Origin of the sequence: Qipengyuania pacifica (assembly GCF_019857205.1) — a bacterium.
Lineage (GTDB): Bacteria > Pseudomonadota > Alphaproteobacteria > Sphingomonadales > Sphingomonadaceae > Qipengyuania > Qipengyuania pacifica.
This window is the reverse complement of sequence record NZ_JAHWXO010000004.1, coordinates 1-16,951: the sequence shown is the minus strand read 5'-3', so window position 1 is coordinate 16,951 and position 16,951 is coordinate 1. Positions and strand designations below refer to the sequence as shown.

General features: G+C 61.8%; 25 protein-coding genes. 19 read left to right on the top strand and 6 right to left on the bottom strand.

Annotation, left to right across the window (positions count from 1 at the left end):
* Positions 1 to 24: 24 nt before the first annotated feature.
* The 4 genes from lepB to pyrE are packed head-to-tail and all read right to left on the bottom strand — an operon-like array spanning position 25 to position 2,640.
* Positions 25 to 948, bottom strand: a complete 924-nt coding sequence (gene lepB / locus KYK83_RS07380) for a signal peptidase I (RefSeq protein WP_196845801.1) — start codon at positions 946 to 948, stop codon at positions 25 to 27.
* Complete coding sequence (gene acpS, locus KYK83_RS07375; protein ID WP_103024343.1) at positions 906 to 1,307, bottom strand: holo-ACP synthase; 402 nt, start codon at positions 1,305 to 1,307, stop codon at positions 906 to 908. Before acpS ends, lepB begins: the two co-directional genes overlap by 43 nt.
* On the bottom strand, positions 1,304 to 2,059 hold the full coding sequence (locus KYK83_RS07370) for a pyridoxine 5'-phosphate synthase (RefSeq protein WP_430299111.1): 756 nt from the start codon (positions 2,057 to 2,059) through the stop codon (positions 1,304 to 1,306). Before KYK83_RS07370 ends, acpS begins: the two co-directional genes overlap by 4 nt.
* Positions 2,059 to 2,640 carry an orotate phosphoribosyltransferase gene (gene pyrE, locus KYK83_RS07365; protein ID WP_196845803.1) on the bottom strand — a complete coding sequence of 194 codons (582 nt, stop codon included), beginning with the start codon at positions 2,638 to 2,640 and terminating at the stop codon, positions 2,059 to 2,061. Before pyrE ends, KYK83_RS07370 begins: the two co-directional genes overlap by 1 nt.
* 211 nt (positions 2,641 to 2,851) lie before the next feature.
* Here pyrE and coxB point away from each other — a divergent pair, with 211 nt between their 5' ends.
* From coxB to KYK83_RS07290, 16 genes are all read left to right on the top strand, one after another.
* Positions 2,852 to 3,913: a cytochrome c oxidase subunit II gene (gene coxB, locus KYK83_RS07360; protein ID WP_234036325.1), complete on the top strand. Its 1,062-nt coding sequence runs from the start codon at positions 2,852 to 2,854 to the stop codon at positions 3,911 to 3,913.
* A gap of 30 nt (positions 3,914 to 3,943) precedes the next feature.
* Positions 3,944 to 5,656, top strand: coding sequence for a cytochrome c oxidase subunit I (gene ctaD, locus KYK83_RS07355; RefSeq protein WP_103024346.1), 1,713 nt, complete (start codon positions 3,944 to 3,946; stop codon positions 5,654 to 5,656).
* Positions 5,657 to 5,739: 83 nt separating this feature from the next.
* On the top strand, positions 5,740 to 6,699 hold the full coding sequence (locus KYK83_RS07350; RefSeq protein WP_248284330.1) for an alpha/beta fold hydrolase: 960 nt from the start codon (positions 5,740 to 5,742) through the stop codon (positions 6,697 to 6,699).
* A gap of 23 nt (positions 6,700 to 6,722) precedes the next feature.
* On the top strand, positions 6,723 to 7,640 hold the full coding sequence (locus tag KYK83_RS07345; RefSeq protein ID WP_222827758.1) for a heme o synthase: 918 nt from the start codon (positions 6,723 to 6,725) through the stop codon (positions 7,638 to 7,640).
* Complete coding sequence (locus KYK83_RS17660) at positions 7,637 to 7,756, top strand: hypothetical protein (protein WP_488153866.1); 120 nt, start codon at positions 7,637 to 7,639, stop codon at positions 7,754 to 7,756. The genes KYK83_RS07345 and KYK83_RS17660 overlap by 4 nt, the downstream gene beginning before the upstream one ends.
* Before the next feature lie 7 nt (positions 7,757 to 7,763).
* Positions 7,764 to 8,336, top strand: a complete 573-nt coding sequence (locus tag KYK83_RS07340) for a cytochrome c oxidase assembly protein (protein ID WP_103024348.1) — start codon at positions 7,764 to 7,766, stop codon at positions 8,334 to 8,336.
* A 66-nt stretch (positions 8,337 to 8,402) separates the two neighbouring features.
* Positions 8,403 to 9,224, top strand: a complete 822-nt coding sequence (locus KYK83_RS07335; protein ID WP_103024349.1) for a cytochrome c oxidase subunit 3 — start codon at positions 8,403 to 8,405, stop codon at positions 9,222 to 9,224.
* A complete protein-coding gene (locus KYK83_RS07330; RefSeq protein WP_222827757.1) occupies positions 9,224 to 9,370 on the top strand; it encodes a hypothetical protein in 147 nt (48 codons plus the stop codon). Before KYK83_RS07335 ends, KYK83_RS07330 begins: the two co-directional genes overlap by 1 nt.
* 14 nt (positions 9,371 to 9,384) lie before the next feature.
* On the top strand, positions 9,385 to 9,957 hold the full coding sequence (locus tag KYK83_RS07325; RefSeq protein WP_222827756.1) for an SURF1 family cytochrome oxidase biogenesis protein: 573 nt from the start codon (positions 9,385 to 9,387) through the stop codon (positions 9,955 to 9,957).
* A 50-nt stretch (positions 9,958 to 10,007) separates the two neighbouring features.
* Positions 10,008 to 11,399 carry a threonine synthase gene (gene thrC / locus KYK83_RS07320; RefSeq protein ID WP_222827755.1) on the top strand — a complete coding sequence of 464 codons (1,392 nt, stop codon included), beginning with the start codon at positions 10,008 to 10,010 and terminating at the stop codon, positions 11,397 to 11,399.
* Positions 11,399 to 12,316, top strand: a complete 918-nt coding sequence (locus tag KYK83_RS07315; RefSeq protein ID WP_222827754.1) for an RsmD family RNA methyltransferase — start codon at positions 11,399 to 11,401, stop codon at positions 12,314 to 12,316. The genes thrC and KYK83_RS07315 overlap by 1 nt, the downstream gene beginning before the upstream one ends.
* Before the next feature lie 11 nt (positions 12,317 to 12,327).
* Positions 12,328 to 12,702 (top strand): dihydroneopterin aldolase, encoded by a 375-nt coding sequence (locus tag KYK83_RS07310; RefSeq protein ID WP_103024353.1) that lies wholly within the window; start codon positions 12,328 to 12,330, stop codon positions 12,700 to 12,702.
* A complete protein-coding gene (locus tag KYK83_RS07305) occupies positions 12,699 to 13,001 on the top strand; it encodes a Rossmann fold domain-containing protein (protein ID WP_222827753.1) in 303 nt (100 codons plus the stop codon). Before KYK83_RS07310 ends, KYK83_RS07305 begins: the two co-directional genes overlap by 4 nt.
* A gap of 3 nt (positions 13,002 to 13,004) precedes the next feature.
* Positions 13,005 to 13,253, top strand: a complete 249-nt coding sequence (locus KYK83_RS07300; RefSeq protein ID WP_222827752.1) for a MoaD/ThiS family protein — start codon at positions 13,005 to 13,007, stop codon at positions 13,251 to 13,253.
* Positions 13,240 to 13,707: a molybdenum cofactor biosynthesis protein MoaE gene (locus tag KYK83_RS07295; protein WP_196845811.1), complete on the top strand. Its 468-nt coding sequence runs from the start codon at positions 13,240 to 13,242 to the stop codon at positions 13,705 to 13,707. The genes KYK83_RS07300 and KYK83_RS07295 overlap by 14 nt, the downstream gene beginning before the upstream one ends.
* A gap of 74 nt (positions 13,708 to 13,781) precedes the next feature.
* Positions 13,782 to 14,204: a hypothetical protein gene (locus KYK83_RS07290; RefSeq protein WP_222827751.1), complete on the top strand. Its 423-nt coding sequence runs from the start codon at positions 13,782 to 13,784 to the stop codon at positions 14,202 to 14,204.
* A 62-nt stretch (positions 14,205 to 14,266) separates the two neighbouring features.
* On the opposite strand, the gene KYK83_RS07285 is transcribed toward KYK83_RS07290, so the two are convergent.
* Positions 14,267 to 14,782 (bottom strand): hypothetical protein, encoded by a 516-nt coding sequence (locus KYK83_RS07285; RefSeq protein WP_196845812.1) that lies wholly within the window; start codon positions 14,780 to 14,782, stop codon positions 14,267 to 14,269.
* Between the two features lie 202 nt (positions 14,783 to 14,984).
* Between KYK83_RS07285 and rplU the strand changes: the two genes are divergently transcribed.
* The 3 genes from rplU (at position 14,985) to KYK83_RS07270 (ending at position 16,476) form a co-directional block, all read left to right on the top strand.
* Entirely contained in the window at positions 14,985 to 15,443 is a 459-nt protein-coding gene (gene rplU, locus KYK83_RS07280; protein ID WP_196845813.1) for a 50S ribosomal protein L21, read from the top strand.
* Positions 15,444 to 15,455: 12 nt separating this feature from the next.
* Complete coding sequence (gene rpmA, locus KYK83_RS07275; protein WP_103024360.1) at positions 15,456 to 15,725, top strand: 50S ribosomal protein L27; 270 nt, start codon at positions 15,456 to 15,458, stop codon at positions 15,723 to 15,725.
* Between the two features lie 208 nt (positions 15,726 to 15,933).
* Positions 15,934 to 16,476, top strand: coding sequence for a GNAT family N-acetyltransferase (locus KYK83_RS07270; protein WP_196845814.1), 543 nt, complete (start codon positions 15,934 to 15,936; stop codon positions 16,474 to 16,476).
* Between the two features lie 65 nt (positions 16,477 to 16,541).
* Here the strand turns inward: KYK83_RS07270 and KYK83_RS07265 are convergent.
* Positions 16,542 to 16,951, bottom strand: a 410-nt coding sequence (locus KYK83_RS07265) for a metal-dependent hydrolase (protein WP_222827750.1), incomplete at its 5' end; no start/stop codon positions are given.

Here is a 16,951-nt window from a genome sequence, read left to right as displayed (position 1 = left end):
GCGCGCCCCCTGTATTGTGTGGCTTTAGCGCTCGGGAGCGGGTTTTCGTTCCGCAATGGCGGGACGCAGGGTCGACCAGGCGCGCCCTTCGCGCAGGCTGGTCCACCAGCTGATCGGATTGATCGTGGTCGTACCGTCGAGCGAGAAGGTGATGAACTCGGCACGTCCGCCGATATTTTCGAGCGGAATTGGGCCCAAGAGGCCGCGCGGGTGGTTCAGTTCGCGGCTGTCTGCCGAGTGATCGCGATTGTCGCCCATCACGAAGACATGATCTTCGGGAACGGTGATTTCGGGGAAGTTGTCCAGATCCTGATTCTGGTGGTCGATGATGAGATAGGTTGCGCCATTGGGCAGGGTTTCGCGCATCACGGGTACGCGGCAAATAGGTTTGCCATCGGCGTTGGTAGAGCGGAAGTCGTCGAAACCGAAGCCGTCGCAGCGCGAGTTGGCATCGAGCGGCAGGGCGATGGCGGGTTCGACCTTCTGTTCGACCGGGGTGCCGTTGAGGATGATCTGGCCGTTGCGTACCGCGATCCGGTCACCCGGGAGTGCAACGACGCGCTTGATGTAATCCTCATCGCGTTGCGGGTGCACGGGAATGACGATGTCGCCATATTCCGGGGTCGAGCCGAACAGGCGCCACTTGCCACGCGGGGCAAGGTGAAAGCTGATCGACGACCAGTTCCAGCCGTAGGGATATTTGCTCACCACCAGCCGGTCTCCGACCAGCAGGTTCGGCATCATCGATTCCGACGGGATATAGAATGGCTTCGCGATGAAGCTGTGAAACGCGAAAACAGCCAACAGCATCAACGCCAGACCGCGGATTTCCGCGATCCAGTCGACCTTGTCGTCAGCTTTCTTTTTCTTTTTGCTGGTGTCGTTCACTGCCGGTGTGCCGGTGGTCACTTGGGTAGGGCCTCGATGATGACGTAGGCCTGAGCCCATGGGTGATCGTCGGTGAGGGTGAGGTGTATGCGCGCCTCATGGCCCTCTGGCACCATTTCCGCAAGCACGATTGCGGCGCCGCCCGTCAGCGAAAGCGTGGGCGCACCCGATTTCGCGTTCACCACACCGATGTCCTTCATGAAGACCCCGCGCCGGAATCCCGTGCCGACAGCTTTCGAAAAAGCTTCCTTGGCCGCAAAACGCTTGGCGTAAGTGCCGGCGATGGTGAAGGGTCGGCGGCGGGCCTTGGCGCGCTCGATCTCGGTAAAGACGCGATTCTCGAACCGCTCGCCAAAACGATCCAGCGAATTCTGGATCCGCTCTATATTACACAAGTCGGAGCCCAGGCCGATGATCATGAGCGTGCCTCGTCCATCAGATATCGCATGCGCCGCACTGCCGTTTCCAGCCCGACGAACACTGCCTCGCCGACGAGATAGTGGCCGATATTGAGTTCGGCGAGTTCGGGGATCGCGGCGACAGGTTTTACGTTCTCATATGTCAGGCCGTGTCCGGCATGCGGCTCGATCCCCATCTGGCGAGCCATCTTCGACATGGTGGCGATGCGCTCCAGTTCGCGCGCTTCGCGCTCTTCATCATTGTCGAGCCCGGCATGGGCATATTCGCCGGTGTGAAATTCGACCACCGGCACGCGCAGGAGTTGGGCCGCTTCCAGCTGTCGTTCGCTCGCTTCTATGAACAAGGACACGCGGATGCCGTTGTCGGCCAGCTTCCACACGATGGGCGCGAGCTGATTGTGCAACCCTGCCGCATCGAGCCCGCCTTCGGTCGTCCGCTCTTCACGCTTTTCAGGCACGATGCAGGCGGCATGCGGCTTGTGAGCGAGCGCGATGGCCAGCATGTCCTCGGTCGCCGCCATCTCGAGGTTCAGCGGAAGGTCGGTGGCCTTTTGTATGCGCTCGAGGTCCGCATCGCGAATGTGACGACGATCTTCACGCAGATGCGCCGTGATGCCGTCCCCGCCGACCTGCGCCACGATTTCTGCCGCACGGACAGGGTCCGGATGATCGCCGCCGCGCGCATTCCGGATGGTTGCGACGTGGTCGATATTGACGCCCAGTCTCAGGCGTGGGGGATGCGGCAGATCGATCAAGCTGCCCTGCTTCCGGGCTTGGTCACCGGGATGGCTGCCAGATCGGCGGGAATTTCGTCTTCCGCGTATGTCGGAAAGTTGATGTCCACGAGCGGATAGAAAGGCACACCGAGATCGGCCGCGCCGTTCGAGCGATCGACCAGCGCGACTTCGGCAACAACTTGGCCGCCTTCGCGACTCACGGCCGCGATCGCCTCGCGGCTGGAAAGTCCGGTCGTGACGACGTCTTCGACCATCAAGACCTTCGCCCCCGGTTCGAGGCGGAAGCCACGGCGAAGGTGAAACGTGCCTTCGGGCCGTTCGAGGAACATGGCATCCTTGCCGAGGGCGCGGCCCATTTCCTGGCCAATAATGATACCGCCCATGGCCGGGCTGATGACCACATCGATCTGGTTGCGCAGTTCGCGCGGAATTTTCTGGGCGAGGGCAAAAGCGAGCCTACCGGCCCTTTCCGAATTCATAAGTACGCGCGCGCACTGGAGATAATGCCCGCTGTGGCGCCCGCTCGAAAGTTTGAAATGGCCTTCGAGGAGAGCTTCGCTGGCGCGGAATTCGGAGATAATTTCGTCTTCAGTCATGATGCCTGCGTCCAAAGCGCGTCGCGCACATTTTCGCAAGAGGCAAAGGTGCGTGCACATTTTTATCGGCCAGCCGCTTGAGGCAAGCGCGATCCCTGCCTATAGGGCGGGCGCAACCGGGCCCTCGCAGGGGCGCGTCTTGCCGCGTACGCGAGATTCGCGCAGTGTGGCAGGCCCGGAACGAGACACGACACGAAAGAGTGCCAAGACGATGAAAATTCTCGGCTCCCTCCACGGGTTCCACCGGATTGTCGCCAGCCTTACGATGGCGGCGATGCTGGCTTTCGGCGCGCAGGGCGCGATGGCACAGGATGCCACCGAAACGACTGCGGCGCAGCAGACTGAAGAAGTCGCTGCGGCCGATGTTGCGCAAGCTTCGAGCGAGGATGTCGGCCCCGGTGCCGATGCCTACACGCCGATGAAGCCGACCGAAGGCAAGGGCATGCCGATCGCCAAGGCAATCGATGTCCAGCAGCAGTTTTCGCCGATCGGCCACCAGGCGAACGCCCTTCACATCGGGCTGGTCTGGATCATGGTCATCATCAGCCTGTTCGTGCTGGCCCTGTTCGTCTGGGTCATCCTCAAATATAACAAGCGGTCCAATCCGGTGCCTTCGAAGACCAGCCACAACACGCTGATCGAAGTGATCTGGACTGTCGTTCCGGCGCTGATCCTGCTCGGCATCGCCGTGCCTTCGATCGGCCTGTTGAGCGCGCAGTACAAATCGCCGCCCAAGGATGCGATCACCATCAAGGCCATCGGCTATCAGTGGTACTGGGGCTATTCCTATCCCGACAACGGCGAGTTCGAAGTTGTTTCGAACATGCTGAGCAAGGAAGAAGCCGATGCGGTGGGCGAGCCCCATCAGCTGGCCGTCGACAATCGCATGGTCGTTCCCGCCGGTGTGCCGATCCGTCTGCAGACGACTGCAGCCGACGTGATCCACTCGTTCGCAGTGCCCAGCCTGTGGTTCAAGCTCGACGCGGTCCCCGGACGCCTGAACGAAAAGATGCTCTTCATCGACGAACCCGGCGTCTATTATGGCCAGTGTTCGGAACTGTGCGGTGCGCGTCACGGCTATATGCCGATCGCGATCGAAGCGCTGCCGATGGATCAGTACAATGCCTGGGTCCTGGCCCAGGGTGGCACCATCGCCGGTGCCGAAGAGGAAGAAGCGGCAGCAGAACCTGCCGCCGCTCCGCTGCAGCAGCCCGAAAGCGCCGAACCCGGCGCTCCGGGGGCAGGCGCTGCTCCTGTCGCACCGACCGCTTAAGATTTACGATTAGCTCGAGAGTATAGCACGATGGCTACTACCGCCGACCACTTCGAGGCCCACCACGAAGATCACGCGCATCACGATGCGGACCACAAGCCCGGTTTCTTTGCGCGCTGGTTCATGTCCACCAACCACAAGGACATCGGTACGCTCTACCTGATCTTCGCGATCATCGCGGGTATCGTTGGTGGTGCGATCTCGGGCATCATGCGGATGGAGCTGGCTGAGCCGGGTATCCAGTATCTGCAGTTCTGGGCCCAGTTCATGGGCGGCAGTGCCGATTTCGACACCGCGCTGCACATGTGGAACGTGTTCATCACCGCTCACGGCCTGATCATGGTCTTCTTCATGGTGATGCCGGCGATGATCGGCGGCTTCGGCAACTGGTTCGTCCCGCTGATGATCGGCGCGCCCGACATGGCCTTCCCGCGCATGAACAACATTTCGTTCTGGCTGACCGTTGCGGGCTTCTGCTCGCTGATGTTCTCGCTCTTCGTGCCGGGCGGCACGGGTCCGGGTGCAGGTACGGGCTGGACGGTCTATGCGCCGCTTTCGACCACGGGTTCGCAAGGCCCGGCCGTCGATTTCGCCATTTTCGCGCTGCACCTTGCCGGTGCGGGTTCGATCCTGGGCGCGACCAACTTCATCACCACCATCTTCAACATGCGTGCGCCGGGCATGACCCTGCACAAGATGCCGCTGTTCGTGTGGTCGGTTCTGGTTACCGCCTTCCTGCTGCTGCTGGCCCTGCCGGTTCTGGCGGCCGCGATCACCATGCTGATCACCGATCGTAACTTCGGTACGACGTTCTTCGATCCGGCCGGTGGTGGCGACCCGATTCTCTACCAGCACCTGTTCTGGTTCTTCGGTCACCCAGAAGTGTACATCATGATCCTGCCGGGCTTCGGCATGATCTCGCAGATCGTCTCGACCTTCAGCCGCAAGCCGGTGTTCGGTTACCTCGGCATGGCCTACGCCATGGTCGCGATCGGTGTCGTCGGCTTCGTCGTCTGGGCGCACCACATGTACACCGTCGGTCTCGACGTGAACACGAAGATGTACTTCACCGCAGCGACCATGGTCATCGCGGTTCCGACCGGGGTGAAAATCTTCAGCTGGATCGCAACCATGTGGGGCGGCTCGATCGAGTTCAAATCCCCCATGGTCTGGGCGATCGGCATGATCTTCCTGTTCACCGTCGGCGGTGTGACGGGCGTCTATCTCGCCAATGGCGGCATCGACGACGTCGTTCACGACACGTACTTCGTCGTCGCGCACTTCCACTACGTGCTGTCGATGGGTGCCGTGTTCTCGCTCTTCGCGGGCTTCTACTACTGGTTCCCGAAGATGAGCGGCAAGATGCACTCCGAACTGCTGGCGCACCTGCACTTCTGGGGCTTCTTCATCGGCGTGAACGTGATCTTCTTCCCGCAGCACTTCCTGGGTCTGCAGGGCATGCCGCGTCGCTATCCCGACTATGCGGATGCCTATGCCTACTGGAACGAGATCAGCTCCATCGGTTACGAAATCATGGCCGGTTCGATGATCTTCTTCTTCGCCAACCTGGTCTACGCTTTCGTGGCCGGCAAGAAGGCTCCTGCAAACTACTGGGGCGAAGGCGCGACGACGCTCGAGTGGACGCTGTCCAGCCCTCCGCCGTACCACCAGTTCAGCGAGCTGCCGGTGATCGAGGATCACCACACCTCCGACGACCACATCAGCAAGGCCCATCCGGCCTGATCCACGCTCGAAAGACTGGACATGAAAGCGCGGCCGGTTCCATGGTGGACCGGCCGTTTTCATATCTCGACGGGAGACACCGAATGCGTGAAATGCGGACGATCGATACGGGCGACGCAAGCCTGCGCTGTGCAATCGAGGGCGAAGGACCGCTGGTCATCATGGTCCACGGCTTTCCGGAAAGCTGGTACAGCTGGCGACACCAGATCGGACCGATTGCAGCGGCGGGGTTCACCGCCTGTGCGATCGATGTGCGCGGTTATGGCGGTTCGGACAAACCGCATCCGATCGAAGCCTATACCTTGCAGCGGATCGTGGGCGATCTCGTCGGGCTGCGTAACGCTCTTTCGCCCGATGAGCCGGCGACCCTGATCGGGCACGACTGGGGCGCGCCCATCGTGTGGAATTCCGCGCTGACGCATCCGGAACATTTTCGCGCCGTTGCGGGACTTTCCGTTCCCTTCGCCGGCGTTCCCAATCGCCCGTTCACGGAGGTGTTTCGCGAACATTTCACGTCCAAAGGGCGGTTCTTCTATCAGGAATACTTCCAGGAGCCGGGCGTCGCCGAAGCGGAAGCCGAGCGGGATCCGCGCGAATGGGTGGCCCGCATGATGTATTCGATCAGCGGCGATGTGCCGCCAGGAGATTATTTCGACAAGCCGCTGGGTGCCACCTTCCTCGAAGGGTTGCCCGATCCAGCGCCGGTGGGCTGGCTGACCGAGGACGATCTCGATTTTTATGAAGCGGAGTTTAAATCCTCCGGCTTTCGCGGACCGCTCAACCGCTACCGCAACCATGAAGCCGACTATGAATGGCTACAGGGTTGGGCGGGCAAATTGATCGAACAGCCCGCTTTGTTCATCGGCGGCACACGCGATCCGGCCACTTTCCTGTTCGGTGCGGTCGAGGATCCGATCGGATTGGTGAAGATGTTCGTGCCGAATGTCGAAGGTCACATACTCGACGGAGTGGGGCACTGGACCCAGCAGGAAAGGCCGGACGAGGTGAACCGCATCCTGATTGACTGGCTAAAGCGCCTCTGACGCCCTATAGGGCGCTCGATTCCATGACCCAGACCGTTCCCACCCAGCTCCCTACGGAATGGCGCGACTTTTTCGCGCTGACCAAGCCACGCGTTATGAGCCTGGTGATCTTTACCGGCTTATGTGGTTTGCTGGCTGCACCTGGGCATATCAATCCGATACTTGGCTTTACCGCGATCCTGTGCATCGCGCTCGGCGCGGGCGGCGCTGCAGCGCTCAACCAGTGGTGGGAAGCCGATATCGATGCCGGCATGAAACGCACGGCGGCGCGGCCGCTTCCCGCAGGCCGCATGAACCGCACCGATGCGCGCGATTTCGGCGTATTGATATCGGCTGCTTCGGTCATGATCATGGGCCTGGCTGTGAACTGGCTTTCAGCGACGATCCTGGCGCTGTCGATCTTCTATTACGCGGTGATCTATACTGTCTGGCTCAAGCCGCGCACACCACAGAACATCGTCATCGGCGGCGGGGCGGGGGCCTTTCCGCCGATGATAGGCTGGGTTGCCGTGACCGGCGACATCACACTCATGCCAGTGCTGCTGTTCCTGATTATCTTCATGTGGACGCCGCCGCATTTCTGGGCGCTCGCCCTGTTCGTGAAGACAGATTACGCCAATGTCGGCATTCCCATGATGCCCGTGGTGCGCGGCGAAACGTCGACGCGGCACCAGATCCTTGCTTACGCCGTACTGCTTGTGCCGGTCGCGGCGGCGCCGTGGTTCATCGGCGGGACCGGTTATATCTATGGTGTTGCATCGCTTGCGCTCTCGCTTGCCTTTCTTGCCCTTTCGTTTCCCGTCGCTTTCCGCCACACTGGCGAGAACGACACGATGAAGCCCGAAAAGCGCCTGTTCGCATTCAGCATCATCTATCTTTTCGCGTTGTTTGCCGCGCTGGTGGCTGACAGGGTATTGGCCAATCTGGGATGGATCGCATGACCCCCGAAGAAGAAACCGAATACAAACGCCGCCAGAAGAGCCGTAATCTCGTGCTGGGCGGTATTCTGCTGTTTCTGGCCGTTCTATTCTACGTGATAACCATCGCGCGGATGTGAGGGACGCATGACGGCTGCAACTCTCGATTCACGCAAGAACCGCACGGCGATCTTCGCATTCCTGGGCGCTCTGGGCATGCTCGGCCTGGGATTCGCAGCGGTCCCTCTCTACCAGATGTTCTGCCAGGTGACCGGCTTCGGCGGTACCACGCAGCGCGCCAGCGAAAGTGACGCCGCCTTGGCCGAACGCTTGGGCGCCAGTGCGGGCGCCAAGACCATTTCGATCCGTTTCGACGGCACGACGGCCAACGACGTGCCGTGGAGCTTCCGGCCGGAACAGGTCACGGACACGGTCACGATCGGTCAACGCGATATGGCGATCTATCTCGCCAAGAACAATTCCGACGAAACGATCACCGGCACGGCGACTTTCAACGTCGAGCCTGAACAGGCAGGCGCCTATTTCAACAAGATTCAGTGTTTCTGTTTCACCGAACAGGTGCTGAAACCGGGTCAGGAAGTGCGCATGCCTGTGCTCTATTATGTCGATCCCAAGGCGCTCGACGATCCGAATATGGACGATGTCGAGCAGATCACATTATCGTATACTTTTCACCGGGCTCTGGAATCTGCCGAGTAGCCCCTAGACCAGCGGGCATTGGCGCATTAAGGGCACCCGCAAAGCGAAACCCAGGACGCGAGTACAATGGCTGGCAACGTCAATCACCAATATCACATTCTCGAACCCGATATCTGGCCCTTCGTCGGCTCTCTGTCGGCGCTGGTCTTCACCAGCGGCATGGTGCTCTACATGCACGACATGGCAAATGGCCATCTCGTGCTTGGTCTGGGTATCGCAGGCCTGATCGCCACCTTCTTCAGCTGGTTTTCGAACATCGTGAAGGAAGCCGAGCGCGGCGATCACACGCCGGTCGTGCAGTTGCACATGCGCTACGGCATGATCCTGTTCATCGCTTCGGAAGTGATGTTCTTCGTTGGCTGGTTCTGGAGCTGGTTCGATTTCGCACTGTTCCCGAGTGAGATTTCCGAAGTCGTCGGCGGGGTCTTCCCCCCGGTCGCCATCGAGGCGGTAATCGATCCGTTCAGCCTGCCGCTGCTCAACACGCTGATTCTGCTCTGCTCGGGCACGACCGTGACCTGGGCCCATCACAGCCTGATCCACGGCGATCGCGAAGGGCTGAAGAAGGGTCTTTGGCTGACCATTATCCTGGGCGCGGTCTTCACCATGATCCAGGCGTATGAATACATGCATGCGCCCTTCGCCTTCGGCGGGAACACCTATAGCTCGGCGTTCTACATGGCGACCGGGTTCCACGGTTTCCACGTGCTGGTCGGCACGATCTTCCTGATCGTCTGCCTGATCCGTACCTACAAGGGCCACTTCACGCCGCGTCAGCACTTCGGCTTCGAAGCAGCCGCCTGGTACTGGCACTTCGTCGATGTCGTCTGGCTGTTCCTCTTCGTCGCCATCTATGTCTGGGGCGGTTGGGGTGCTGCCGTCCACTAATGGGCTCGGCAGAATTCGAAAAACGCGAAGGGCAGCCCGGTCTCACCGAGGCTGCCCTTCTCGGTTTGGCGCAGGGATTCCCGACGATGGTCGTGACTACTGTGCAATTGATCGACGGGCGTCACAGTGCTGCCCGCGAGGGCTGAAGCAGGATTTTCTGATGCGCGTTCCCATTCTTCCCACGCTTGTCGTCGCTGCGGCCATTGCCATCATGATTGCGCTCGGGATCTGGCAATTGGGCCGAATGGATGAAAAGGCCGCGCTGATTGCACGGGCAGAGCAGGCCCTGCAGATGTCAGCGGAGGTCGACTATCCGCGCTCGCCAGCTGCGCTGGATGAGGCCCTCTACCGTCGCACGAGCGTCGATTGCGTTCGTGTCGATGGCATCACGACGGTTGCCGGTACGAGCGAGCGCGGAGAAAAGGGCGTGGCTCAGCGGGCGACATGTCGCCTCGGGAGCGGAGAGAGCGCAACCATCGACCTCGGATTTTCACGCGACCCGGCGCCGGTGAGCTGGGACGGCGGCATGGTTCGCGGTACGATTGCGCCCGGCGGCAGGATCGTCGCGAGCGAGCCGATTGCGGGACTCGAACCTCTCGCCTCTCCAGATCCGCGCGATCTGCCAAACAATCACCTGGCTTATGCCGGGCAGTGGTTCTTTTTCGCGCTGACTGCCCTGGTGATTTATGTGCTGGCGCTACGGCGCAAGGCGACGCGGGCTAGGGCGGATTAAAGAGCGGCTTGCTTGCCCGCTCCAGTTACCGGCGCTAACCGGCTGACACGATGCAATATGTCTCTACTCGCGGCAGCGCCCCGACGCTCGATTTTGCTGGCGTCACGCTCGCCGGCCTCGCCAATGATGGCGGTCTCTACGTTCCGGCGGAATGGCCGCGTTTCTCTCGTGACGAGATCGGATCGATGCGCGGCCTGCCCTATGCCGAACTGGCTGCCCGGGTCATGCAGCCCTTCGTGGGCGACTGCCTGACGCCGGAAAGCCTGCGCGGGCTGACGGCCAAGGCTTACGGGCGCTTTGCCCATGCCGCGGTGACGCCGTTGACGCAGCTCGACGAGCGGCAGTGGCTGCTGGAACTCTTCCACGGTCCGACACTCGCCTTCAAGGACGTGGCGCTGCAGATGCTGGGCCTGCTGTTCGAGGAATTTCTTGCGCGGGAAAATGGCACGCTGACCATCGTCGGCGCGACCAGCGGGGACACCGGCAGCGCGGCTATCGATGCCGTGGCAGGTCTCGACCGGGTCGAGATTTTCATGCTTCACCCAAAGGGGCGGGTCAGCGACGTGCAGCGCCGCCAGATGACGACGGTGCGTGCGCCCAACGTCCATAACATCGCGATCGACGGATCGTTCGATGATGCGCAGGCGATGGTTAAGCGCATTTTTGCCGATCGGGACGTGACGGCGAGGCACCGGATCGGGGCCGTCAATTCGATCAACTGGGCGCGGCTAATGGCGCAGGTTGTTTATTACTTCGCGGCTTCCCTCCAATTGGGCGGGCCGGAGCGCGAAGTGGCCTTCAGCGTACCCACGGGCAATTTCGGCGATGTCTTTGCCGGGCATGTTGCCGAACGGATAGGCTTGCCAATCAAACGTTTGATTGTGGCGACGAACACCAACGACATACTGTATCGAGCACTGTCGAACGGCGACTATTCGACCGGAACAGTCACACCGACCGCTGCGCCGAGCATGGATATCCAGGTCAGTTCCAATTTCGAACGGCTGCTGTTCGATGTCGGGGGGCGTGACGGGATCGCTCTGGCCGAACAGATGCGCGGTTTCGAAGCGAGCAAAGCGATGCAGCTGACCAATGCACAGCGTGATGGGGCGGCTGCGCTGTTCACCAGCATGCGCGCCGACGAGGACGACATGGCACGGGCCATGCGCTGGGCGTGCGAGGACTGTGCCGAGATCGTCGACCCGCATACCGCGATCGGCTTGCATGCAGCGCGCGCGGTGGAGCTTCCTCACGACGTGCCGGTCGTCACGCTGGCGACGGCGCACCCGGCGAAGTTTCCCGATGCCGTCGAACGTTCCACCGGGACGCGGCCGTCCTTGCCCGCGCGAGTAGGCGACCTGTTCGCGCGCGAGGAAGCCTATACCGAGCTTCCCGGCACGTACGAGGCGGTGCGCGACCACATTCTGGGGCATGCTGCCTGATGGCGGAGTTGATGCGCGATCCGGTGTTGATGGTCGGCGAGGGCTGGGATGCCTATCGCCTGCTCGACAGCGGCCATGGTCGCAAGTTCGAAGAATACGGACCCTATCGCTTCATTCGCCCCGAACCGCAGGCCATGTGGTCGCCGCGCTTGCCCGAGTGGAATGCGGATGGCGAATTCGTGCCTGGCAGCGACGAGGACGGCGGAGGCCGCTGGCAATATTCCGGCGAAGTGCCGGAACATGGATGGGAACTCGGTTGGGGCGACGAGGCGCGCTTTACCGCGCAATGTACGCCCTTCCGTCATCTCGGGTTCTTCCCCGACATGGCGCCGGTGTGGGACTGGATGGGTGAGCAACTGGCCGGTGCCACCGACGCCGAGACCATGAACCTGTTCGGTTATACCGGGGTCGGTACACAGGCGCTGAGCCGGTTCGGCCGGGTTACGCATGTCGATGCGAGCAAGAAATCTGTAGCGCAGGCACGCGAGAATGCGGCGCTTGCGGGCCTTGATGATCGCCCGATCCGCTGGCTGGTCGAAGATGCAATGAAGTATACGGCGCGCGAAGTGCGGCGCGGCCGGCGTTATGACGGGATCATCCTCGACCCGCCCAAATTCGGCCGCGGGCCCGACGGCGAAGTATGGCGGTTGGAAGAGGGGCTTCCCGGCCTCGTTTCGGACTGCCGCCAGTTGCTGGATGCGGACAGCCGGTTCCTGTTCCTGACCGTCTATGCCGTACGGATGAGCAGCCTTGCCCTGGGTGGATTGCTGGAAGAGCTGTTCGCCGGATTGCCCGGCAAGATCGAGCATGGCGATCTGGCAGTGCAGGAAGACAGCCTCGAACAGGCCGACGACGAACAGCGGGCAGGGCGCCTGCTACCCACCGCGATTTTCGCGCGCTGGTCCAATCCGCGCTAGGAGGCGCGCGCATGAACGATTCGCTGATCCTCGAAGTGGCCGAGTTCGAGCACGATGTGCTCACCGGTATTTATTCGGAAGAAACCGGCCGCCCGCAGCCGCTGCGTTTCACCATCAAGGTGCGGATGAAACCGCTTCGCCGTTACGATCCGGACACGCCGCTCGACGATTCGAAGAATTACATGGATCTGAAGTTCGCCGCATCAGGTGCCTTGCCCGAGGGCGTGCATTTCAAGCTGATCGAGGCCGTAGCCGATCACGTGTGCGAGACCCTGTTCCTGCAGGACAGAAGGATCGAAGCGGTGACGGTGAAGATCGTCAAGCTGGCGATCGCGGAGGCGGGCGAGCAGATCGGCATCACCCTGCACCGCGAGCGCCGGGAATGAAGCGAATCGCAGTAGACGGCCTGCCGCAAGACCCGCTGGCCGCGGCGGGCGCATTCCACCAACACTGGCTGGAGCAGGTCGAGCAAGTCCTGGATGGGGGCGAAGACGCATTGATACTCGTCCCGCCTGCCGATCACACCCATAGACAGTGGCGCCTGGCCATGGTTGCAGGGCTTGCCCGTAAATATGCGCCGCGCCGGATCAACATGGTTGCCGGTGATGGGGGCGAAGCGGTCGATGCAACCGAAACCTATCTTGCGGCGGCGCCCGGCATAACCGGGCAGTATCTGGAGACCTGATCGATGGGTGTACGCATTCTTTTCCTTGGTCCGCTGAGCGATCTGGCCGGCGAATCGGAAATCGAAGTTGCCGCCCCGCTCGATTGGGAAGGGTTGCTGGGCCAGGTCGACGCGGCGATTGCGCAGCAGCTTCGCGAGACGCGGGTGAATATCGCGTGCCAGGGACGGGTACTGGCGGACAAGACCGCCCTCGATGCCCAGGACGGCGATGAAGTCGCCCTGTTACCCCCGGTGAGCGGTGGCCAGGCTTAGCATCTCCGTCCCGCTGGACGTTCGACTGCTCGACAAGGGACTGTCGGTGGGCGAAGCGCTGGCGGCGTTCAACGCCGCGCATGGCGAGGCGGGCGGGATCGTGTCCTTCCTCGGCAAGGTGCGACCCGACGGCAATGTGAAAGCGCTCGAACTGTCGCATTACGAACCGCTCACGCTGCCCGGCATGCAGGAGCTGACGCAAGAGGCGCAGGAGAGATTTTCGCTGGATGGCGCGCTCGTGTGGCACCGGGTCGGTGTCATGGCGCCGGGCGATGCCATCGTGCTGGTTGCCGCAGCCGCGCGGCATCGCCGCGACGCCTTCGAGGCCGCCGATTTCCTGATGGACCATCTCAAGTCGGCAGCATGGCTGTGGAAGCGCGAACGGCGCGGCGATGGCTGGCACTGGATCGAACCCCGTGGGCAGGACCATAGCGATCTGGCGCGCTGGAAATAATTCGGGTTTCTTGATCCAGATCAAGGAAAACGCGGTCTGACCGGCGCATCACTGCTCCATCAAAGGAGCACGCCATGTCCAAGCATTTCACCCGCGAACTCGTTGCCGAACAGGCGATCATCCTCGATTCGCCCCAGGTAACGCACGAAGTCGATCGTAGCTTCGAACTGCCCAAGGGGCTCTATGTCGCGACCGTGGGGCTTTATCTCGGCTTTCTCGCGGTCATGGCGGCTGGCCTGTCATCGCCCGGGCTCATCATACCGATGGTGATCTTCACCCTCTTCATCGTCGCGGGATTCGGCCTGCCAGCGGTGTGGATACGGATGGCGCCGGAACACCGGGGGCGGAACATGAGCTGGGCAAAGCTCGTCCGCGACGGAATTGCCACTCATACGGGCCGGGTGACTGCGCGCGATGCCGCGGTGCAGGTGCTTATCCTGCCGGTGCTGATCTTCTGCTGGGGAGTGACCACGGTCACGATCGCCGCGCTGGTCTGACCAGTACCGGTTTATGGGGGCGGGGGTGCGGAGCCGGGAAACCGGCTTCGTGCCCCTGGCGTTCAGCGAACCTGCGCGCGCAGCCGTTCCAGCACCGAATCTTCTTCCGATACGAGAGCGATGACAGTGTTGCGCGCTTCGACGATCGCCGTGGCGTCTTCTGCCTGCACGGTGGCAGCGGTGTAGAGCGTATCGAGTTCGCCCAGCACGATTGCCGCATTACTGCGTGCCGAATCGAGATCGGCAAGAGCGACCTGAGCCGCTGCCCAGCTGTCGCTGCCGATACTGCTGCCCGATGCGGCCCGAACGCTGCGTTCTGCCGCAGGGACGGCGTCGGTGAAGGCGGTATGGGCGGCCTGGGCGTCTGCAACCAGGGATGTGAGGCCCGCGCCGAGATCCGGGCCGACATCCACCTCTACCTCGGGAACGTCGAGTTGCGGGCCCGGTACGGGGTCGAACGTACCTTCCGCACGTTCCACATCGCGCACGGCCAGCGAAGGATAGCGGTCCGAGGAGGCGGCACAGCCTGCCACCAGAAGTGCGGCGAACGGAAAGACAAGATGCTTGCGGTCGATCATCACACCCTCCATATCACGCGCGTCGCAGCGCGCCAGCGAGGATGCAAATTTCCTCGTACCGGGCGTTGACTTGGGACCGCCTTTGGCCTAACGGCACGCTTCTTTCCGGGGCTGCTTCTGGCGGCCTGACGGGCGCGCCGTTTATTCGCAAGAGTTCGTCTTGTGGGTTAGGGCACAGCAAATTGAACGAGAGACACGTACCATGTTCGCAGTAGTGCGCACGGGCGGCAAGCAATACCGGGTTGCCGCCGGAGACAAGATCGCGGTTGAGAAGCTGGCTGGAGAAGCCGGCGACACCATCACGCTGGGTGACGTCCTGCTTGCAGGCGAAGGTGAGAAGCTTTCGGATGCCGGCAAGGTTACCGTTTCGGCGGAGATCATTGCGCAGGCCAAGAGCGAGAAGGTTCTCGTTTTCAAGAAGCGTCGCCGCCACAACTATCGCCGCAAGAACGGCCACCGCCAGCAGATGACGCTGCTGCGCATCACGGCGGTTGGCGATTCGAAGGCCGAAAAGAAGGCGGCTCCGAAGAAGGAAGCGGCTCCGAAGGCTGACGCCGACGAGAAGACGGCCGCTCCCAAGACGGAAGCTGCCGACAAGGCACCGGCCAAGAAGGCAGCGCCCAAGAAGGCCGCAGCCAAGAAGACCGAAGACAAGAAGTAAGGAGCACGGACGATGGCACATAAGAAAGCAGGCGGTTCGTCGCGTAACGGTCGCGATTCAGCCGGTCGTCGCCTTGGTGTGAAGAAGTTCGGCAGCGAGAACGTCGTCGCCGGCAACATCCTCGTGCGCCAGCGCGGTACCAAGTTCTATGCCGGTGCCAATGTCGGCATGGGCAAGGACCACACCCTTTTCGCGCTTACCGATGGTATTGTGCGATTCCACAAGGGCAAACTCGACCGCAAATTCGTCTCGGTCGATATGATGGCCGAAGCCGCGGAATAACCGGACGCTCCGATAACGGGATCGTCCAAACGGGACGGTCCCAGCCGGGTCCATGATCCGGCAACCGAAGAGGGAGATGGGACCAACCCGTCTCCCTCTCGTCGTTTCTCCCTCTTCGATTTCGTCGGCGAAAAATCCTTTCGCCGCCACGCAATTGTCACGCGTCCGGCCTAGGAGCCCGGAGCGTGGAGATACGGGGAGAATACCGATGTTCCATGTTACCGAGAGGCTGCTGCTGCGGCCTGCCTGGCCCGAAGATGCCGATGCACTTTTGCGCGCGATTGCCGACGAAGGCGTCGTCCGCAACCTTGCCAGCGCGCCCTGGCCCTATCTCCCCCGACATGCGCACGAATTCGTGATGCGCAACACCGATCCCTTCTATCCGCGTTTCCTGATCACCCTGCCGACGCCGTCAGGGTCGGAGATCGTCGGATGCATCGGCATGGATCCGGACGAGAACGGCCAGACCGAACTGGGTTACTGGATTGCGCAGCCATACTGGGGGCGCGGTTTCGCCACCGAAGCGGCCCGCGGTGTGCTGGAGGTTGCGCGGCTGCTGGGCCACCAGCGAATCGAGGCGGGCCATTTCACCGACAATCCGGCGTCGGGGCGCGTTTTGCGCAAGATCGGCTTCGTACCGACCGGAAAGATCGTTCCGCGCCACAGCAGGGGGCGGGGTAGCGACGCGCCCTGCGCGCTTTACCGGCTGCACCTGTCCGATGAGACGCTGATGCCGCTTCAGGCCGCCTGACCAAACGGAAAAGGCCCCGCGATCACCTCGCGGGGCCTTTCTTCCAGCAGCTATTGGGCGGAAAATTATTCCGCGGGCATCAGGGCGTCGGAAAATTCGCCCTCGTAAACATTAATCAGGGCGCGATCGTCGTGATCCCACGGATGGAAGCCCGGTTTGAAATAGGCCAGCCATGCCGGGAAAATGCGCCGCACGACGCCGGGGCTGACGGTCAGATATTTGAACAGGCCCCAGCGGGCTTTCCAGCCGGTGATGCCATCCTGTTTGAGCAGGGCGAGCGAATCGGCCCAGCGATTCTTGAAGAACCGGACGGTCACGCTGAGCATGACGATGCTGCGCACACGCCAGCGCTTGCCGTCGCTCCAGTCCTTTGTCGCGTGGTTCCAGGTATCGAAGGCAACGCCCTTGTGCCCGATTTCCACGAACGCGTGCCAGCGCCGCATGTCGCGCCCCTCCGGCTCGGAATCCGCGAACT

What these genes read in the sequence shown, in the direction of transcription:
- acpS (WP_103024343.1), bottom strand. Translation starts at nt 1,307, where the DNA reads ATGATCATCGGCCTGGGCTCCGACTTGTGTAATATAGAGCGGATCCAG.
- rplU (WP_196845813.1), top strand. Translation starts at nt 14,985, where the DNA reads ATGTTCGCAGTAGTGCGCACGGGCGGCAAGCAATACCGGGTTGCCGCC.
- KYK83_RS07330 (WP_222827757.1), top strand. Translation starts at nt 9,224, where the DNA reads ATGGGCTCGGCAGAATTCGAAAAACGCGAAGGGCAGCCCGGTCTCACC.
- KYK83_RS07350 (WP_248284330.1), top strand. Translation starts at nt 5,740, where the DNA reads ATGCGTGAAATGCGGACGATCGATACGGGCGACGCAAGCCTGCGCTGT.
- KYK83_RS07345 (WP_222827758.1), top strand. Translation starts at nt 6,723, where the DNA reads ATGACCCAGACCGTTCCCACCCAGCTCCCTACGGAATGGCGCGACTTT.
- KYK83_RS07325 (WP_222827756.1), top strand. Translation starts at nt 9,385, where the DNA reads ATGCGCGTTCCCATTCTTCCCACGCTTGTCGTCGCTGCGGCCATTGCC.
- KYK83_RS07285 (WP_196845812.1), bottom strand. Translation starts at nt 14,782, where the DNA reads ATGATCGACCGCAAGCATCTTGTCTTTCCGTTCGCCGCACTTCTGGTG.
- KYK83_RS07300 (WP_222827752.1), top strand. Translation starts at nt 13,005, where the DNA reads ATGGGTGTACGCATTCTTTTCCTTGGTCCGCTGAGCGATCTGGCCGGC.
- rpmA (WP_103024360.1), top strand. Translation starts at nt 15,456, where the DNA reads ATGGCACATAAGAAAGCAGGCGGTTCGTCGCGTAACGGTCGCGATTCA.
- KYK83_RS07340 (WP_103024348.1), top strand. Translation starts at nt 7,764, where the DNA reads ATGACGGCTGCAACTCTCGATTCACGCAAGAACCGCACGGCGATCTTC.
- ctaD (WP_103024346.1), top strand. Translation starts at nt 3,944, where the DNA reads ATGGCTACTACCGCCGACCACTTCGAGGCCCACCACGAAGATCACGCG.
- coxB (WP_234036325.1), top strand. Translation starts at nt 2,852, where the DNA reads ATGAAAATTCTCGGCTCCCTCCACGGGTTCCACCGGATTGTCGCCAGC.
- KYK83_RS07335 (WP_103024349.1), top strand. Translation starts at nt 8,403, where the DNA reads ATGGCTGGCAACGTCAATCACCAATATCACATTCTCGAACCCGATATC.
- KYK83_RS07310 (WP_103024353.1), top strand. Translation starts at nt 12,328, where the DNA reads ATGAACGATTCGCTGATCCTCGAAGTGGCCGAGTTCGAGCACGATGTG.
- KYK83_RS07270 (WP_196845814.1), top strand. Translation starts at nt 15,934, where the DNA reads ATGTTCCATGTTACCGAGAGGCTGCTGCTGCGGCCTGCCTGGCCCGAA.
- thrC (WP_222827755.1), top strand. Translation starts at nt 10,008, where the DNA reads ATGCAATATGTCTCTACTCGCGGCAGCGCCCCGACGCTCGATTTTGCT.
- lepB (WP_196845801.1), bottom strand. Translation starts at nt 948, where the DNA reads ATGGGCTCAGGCCTACGTCATCATCGAGGCCCTACCCAAGTGACCACC.
- KYK83_RS17660 (WP_488153866.1), top strand. Translation starts at nt 7,637, where the DNA reads ATGACCCCCGAAGAAGAAACCGAATACAAACGCCGCCAGAAGAGCCGT.
- KYK83_RS07290 (WP_222827751.1), top strand. Translation starts at nt 13,782, where the DNA reads ATGTCCAAGCATTTCACCCGCGAACTCGTTGCCGAACAGGCGATCATC.
- KYK83_RS07315 (WP_222827754.1), top strand. Translation starts at nt 11,399, where the DNA reads ATGGCGGAGTTGATGCGCGATCCGGTGTTGATGGTCGGCGAGGGCTGG.
- KYK83_RS07305 (WP_222827753.1), top strand. Translation starts at nt 12,699, where the DNA reads ATGAAGCGAATCGCAGTAGACGGCCTGCCGCAAGACCCGCTGGCCGCG.
- pyrE (WP_196845803.1), bottom strand. Translation starts at nt 2,640, where the DNA reads ATGACTGAAGACGAAATTATCTCCGAATTCCGCGCCAGCGAAGCTCTC.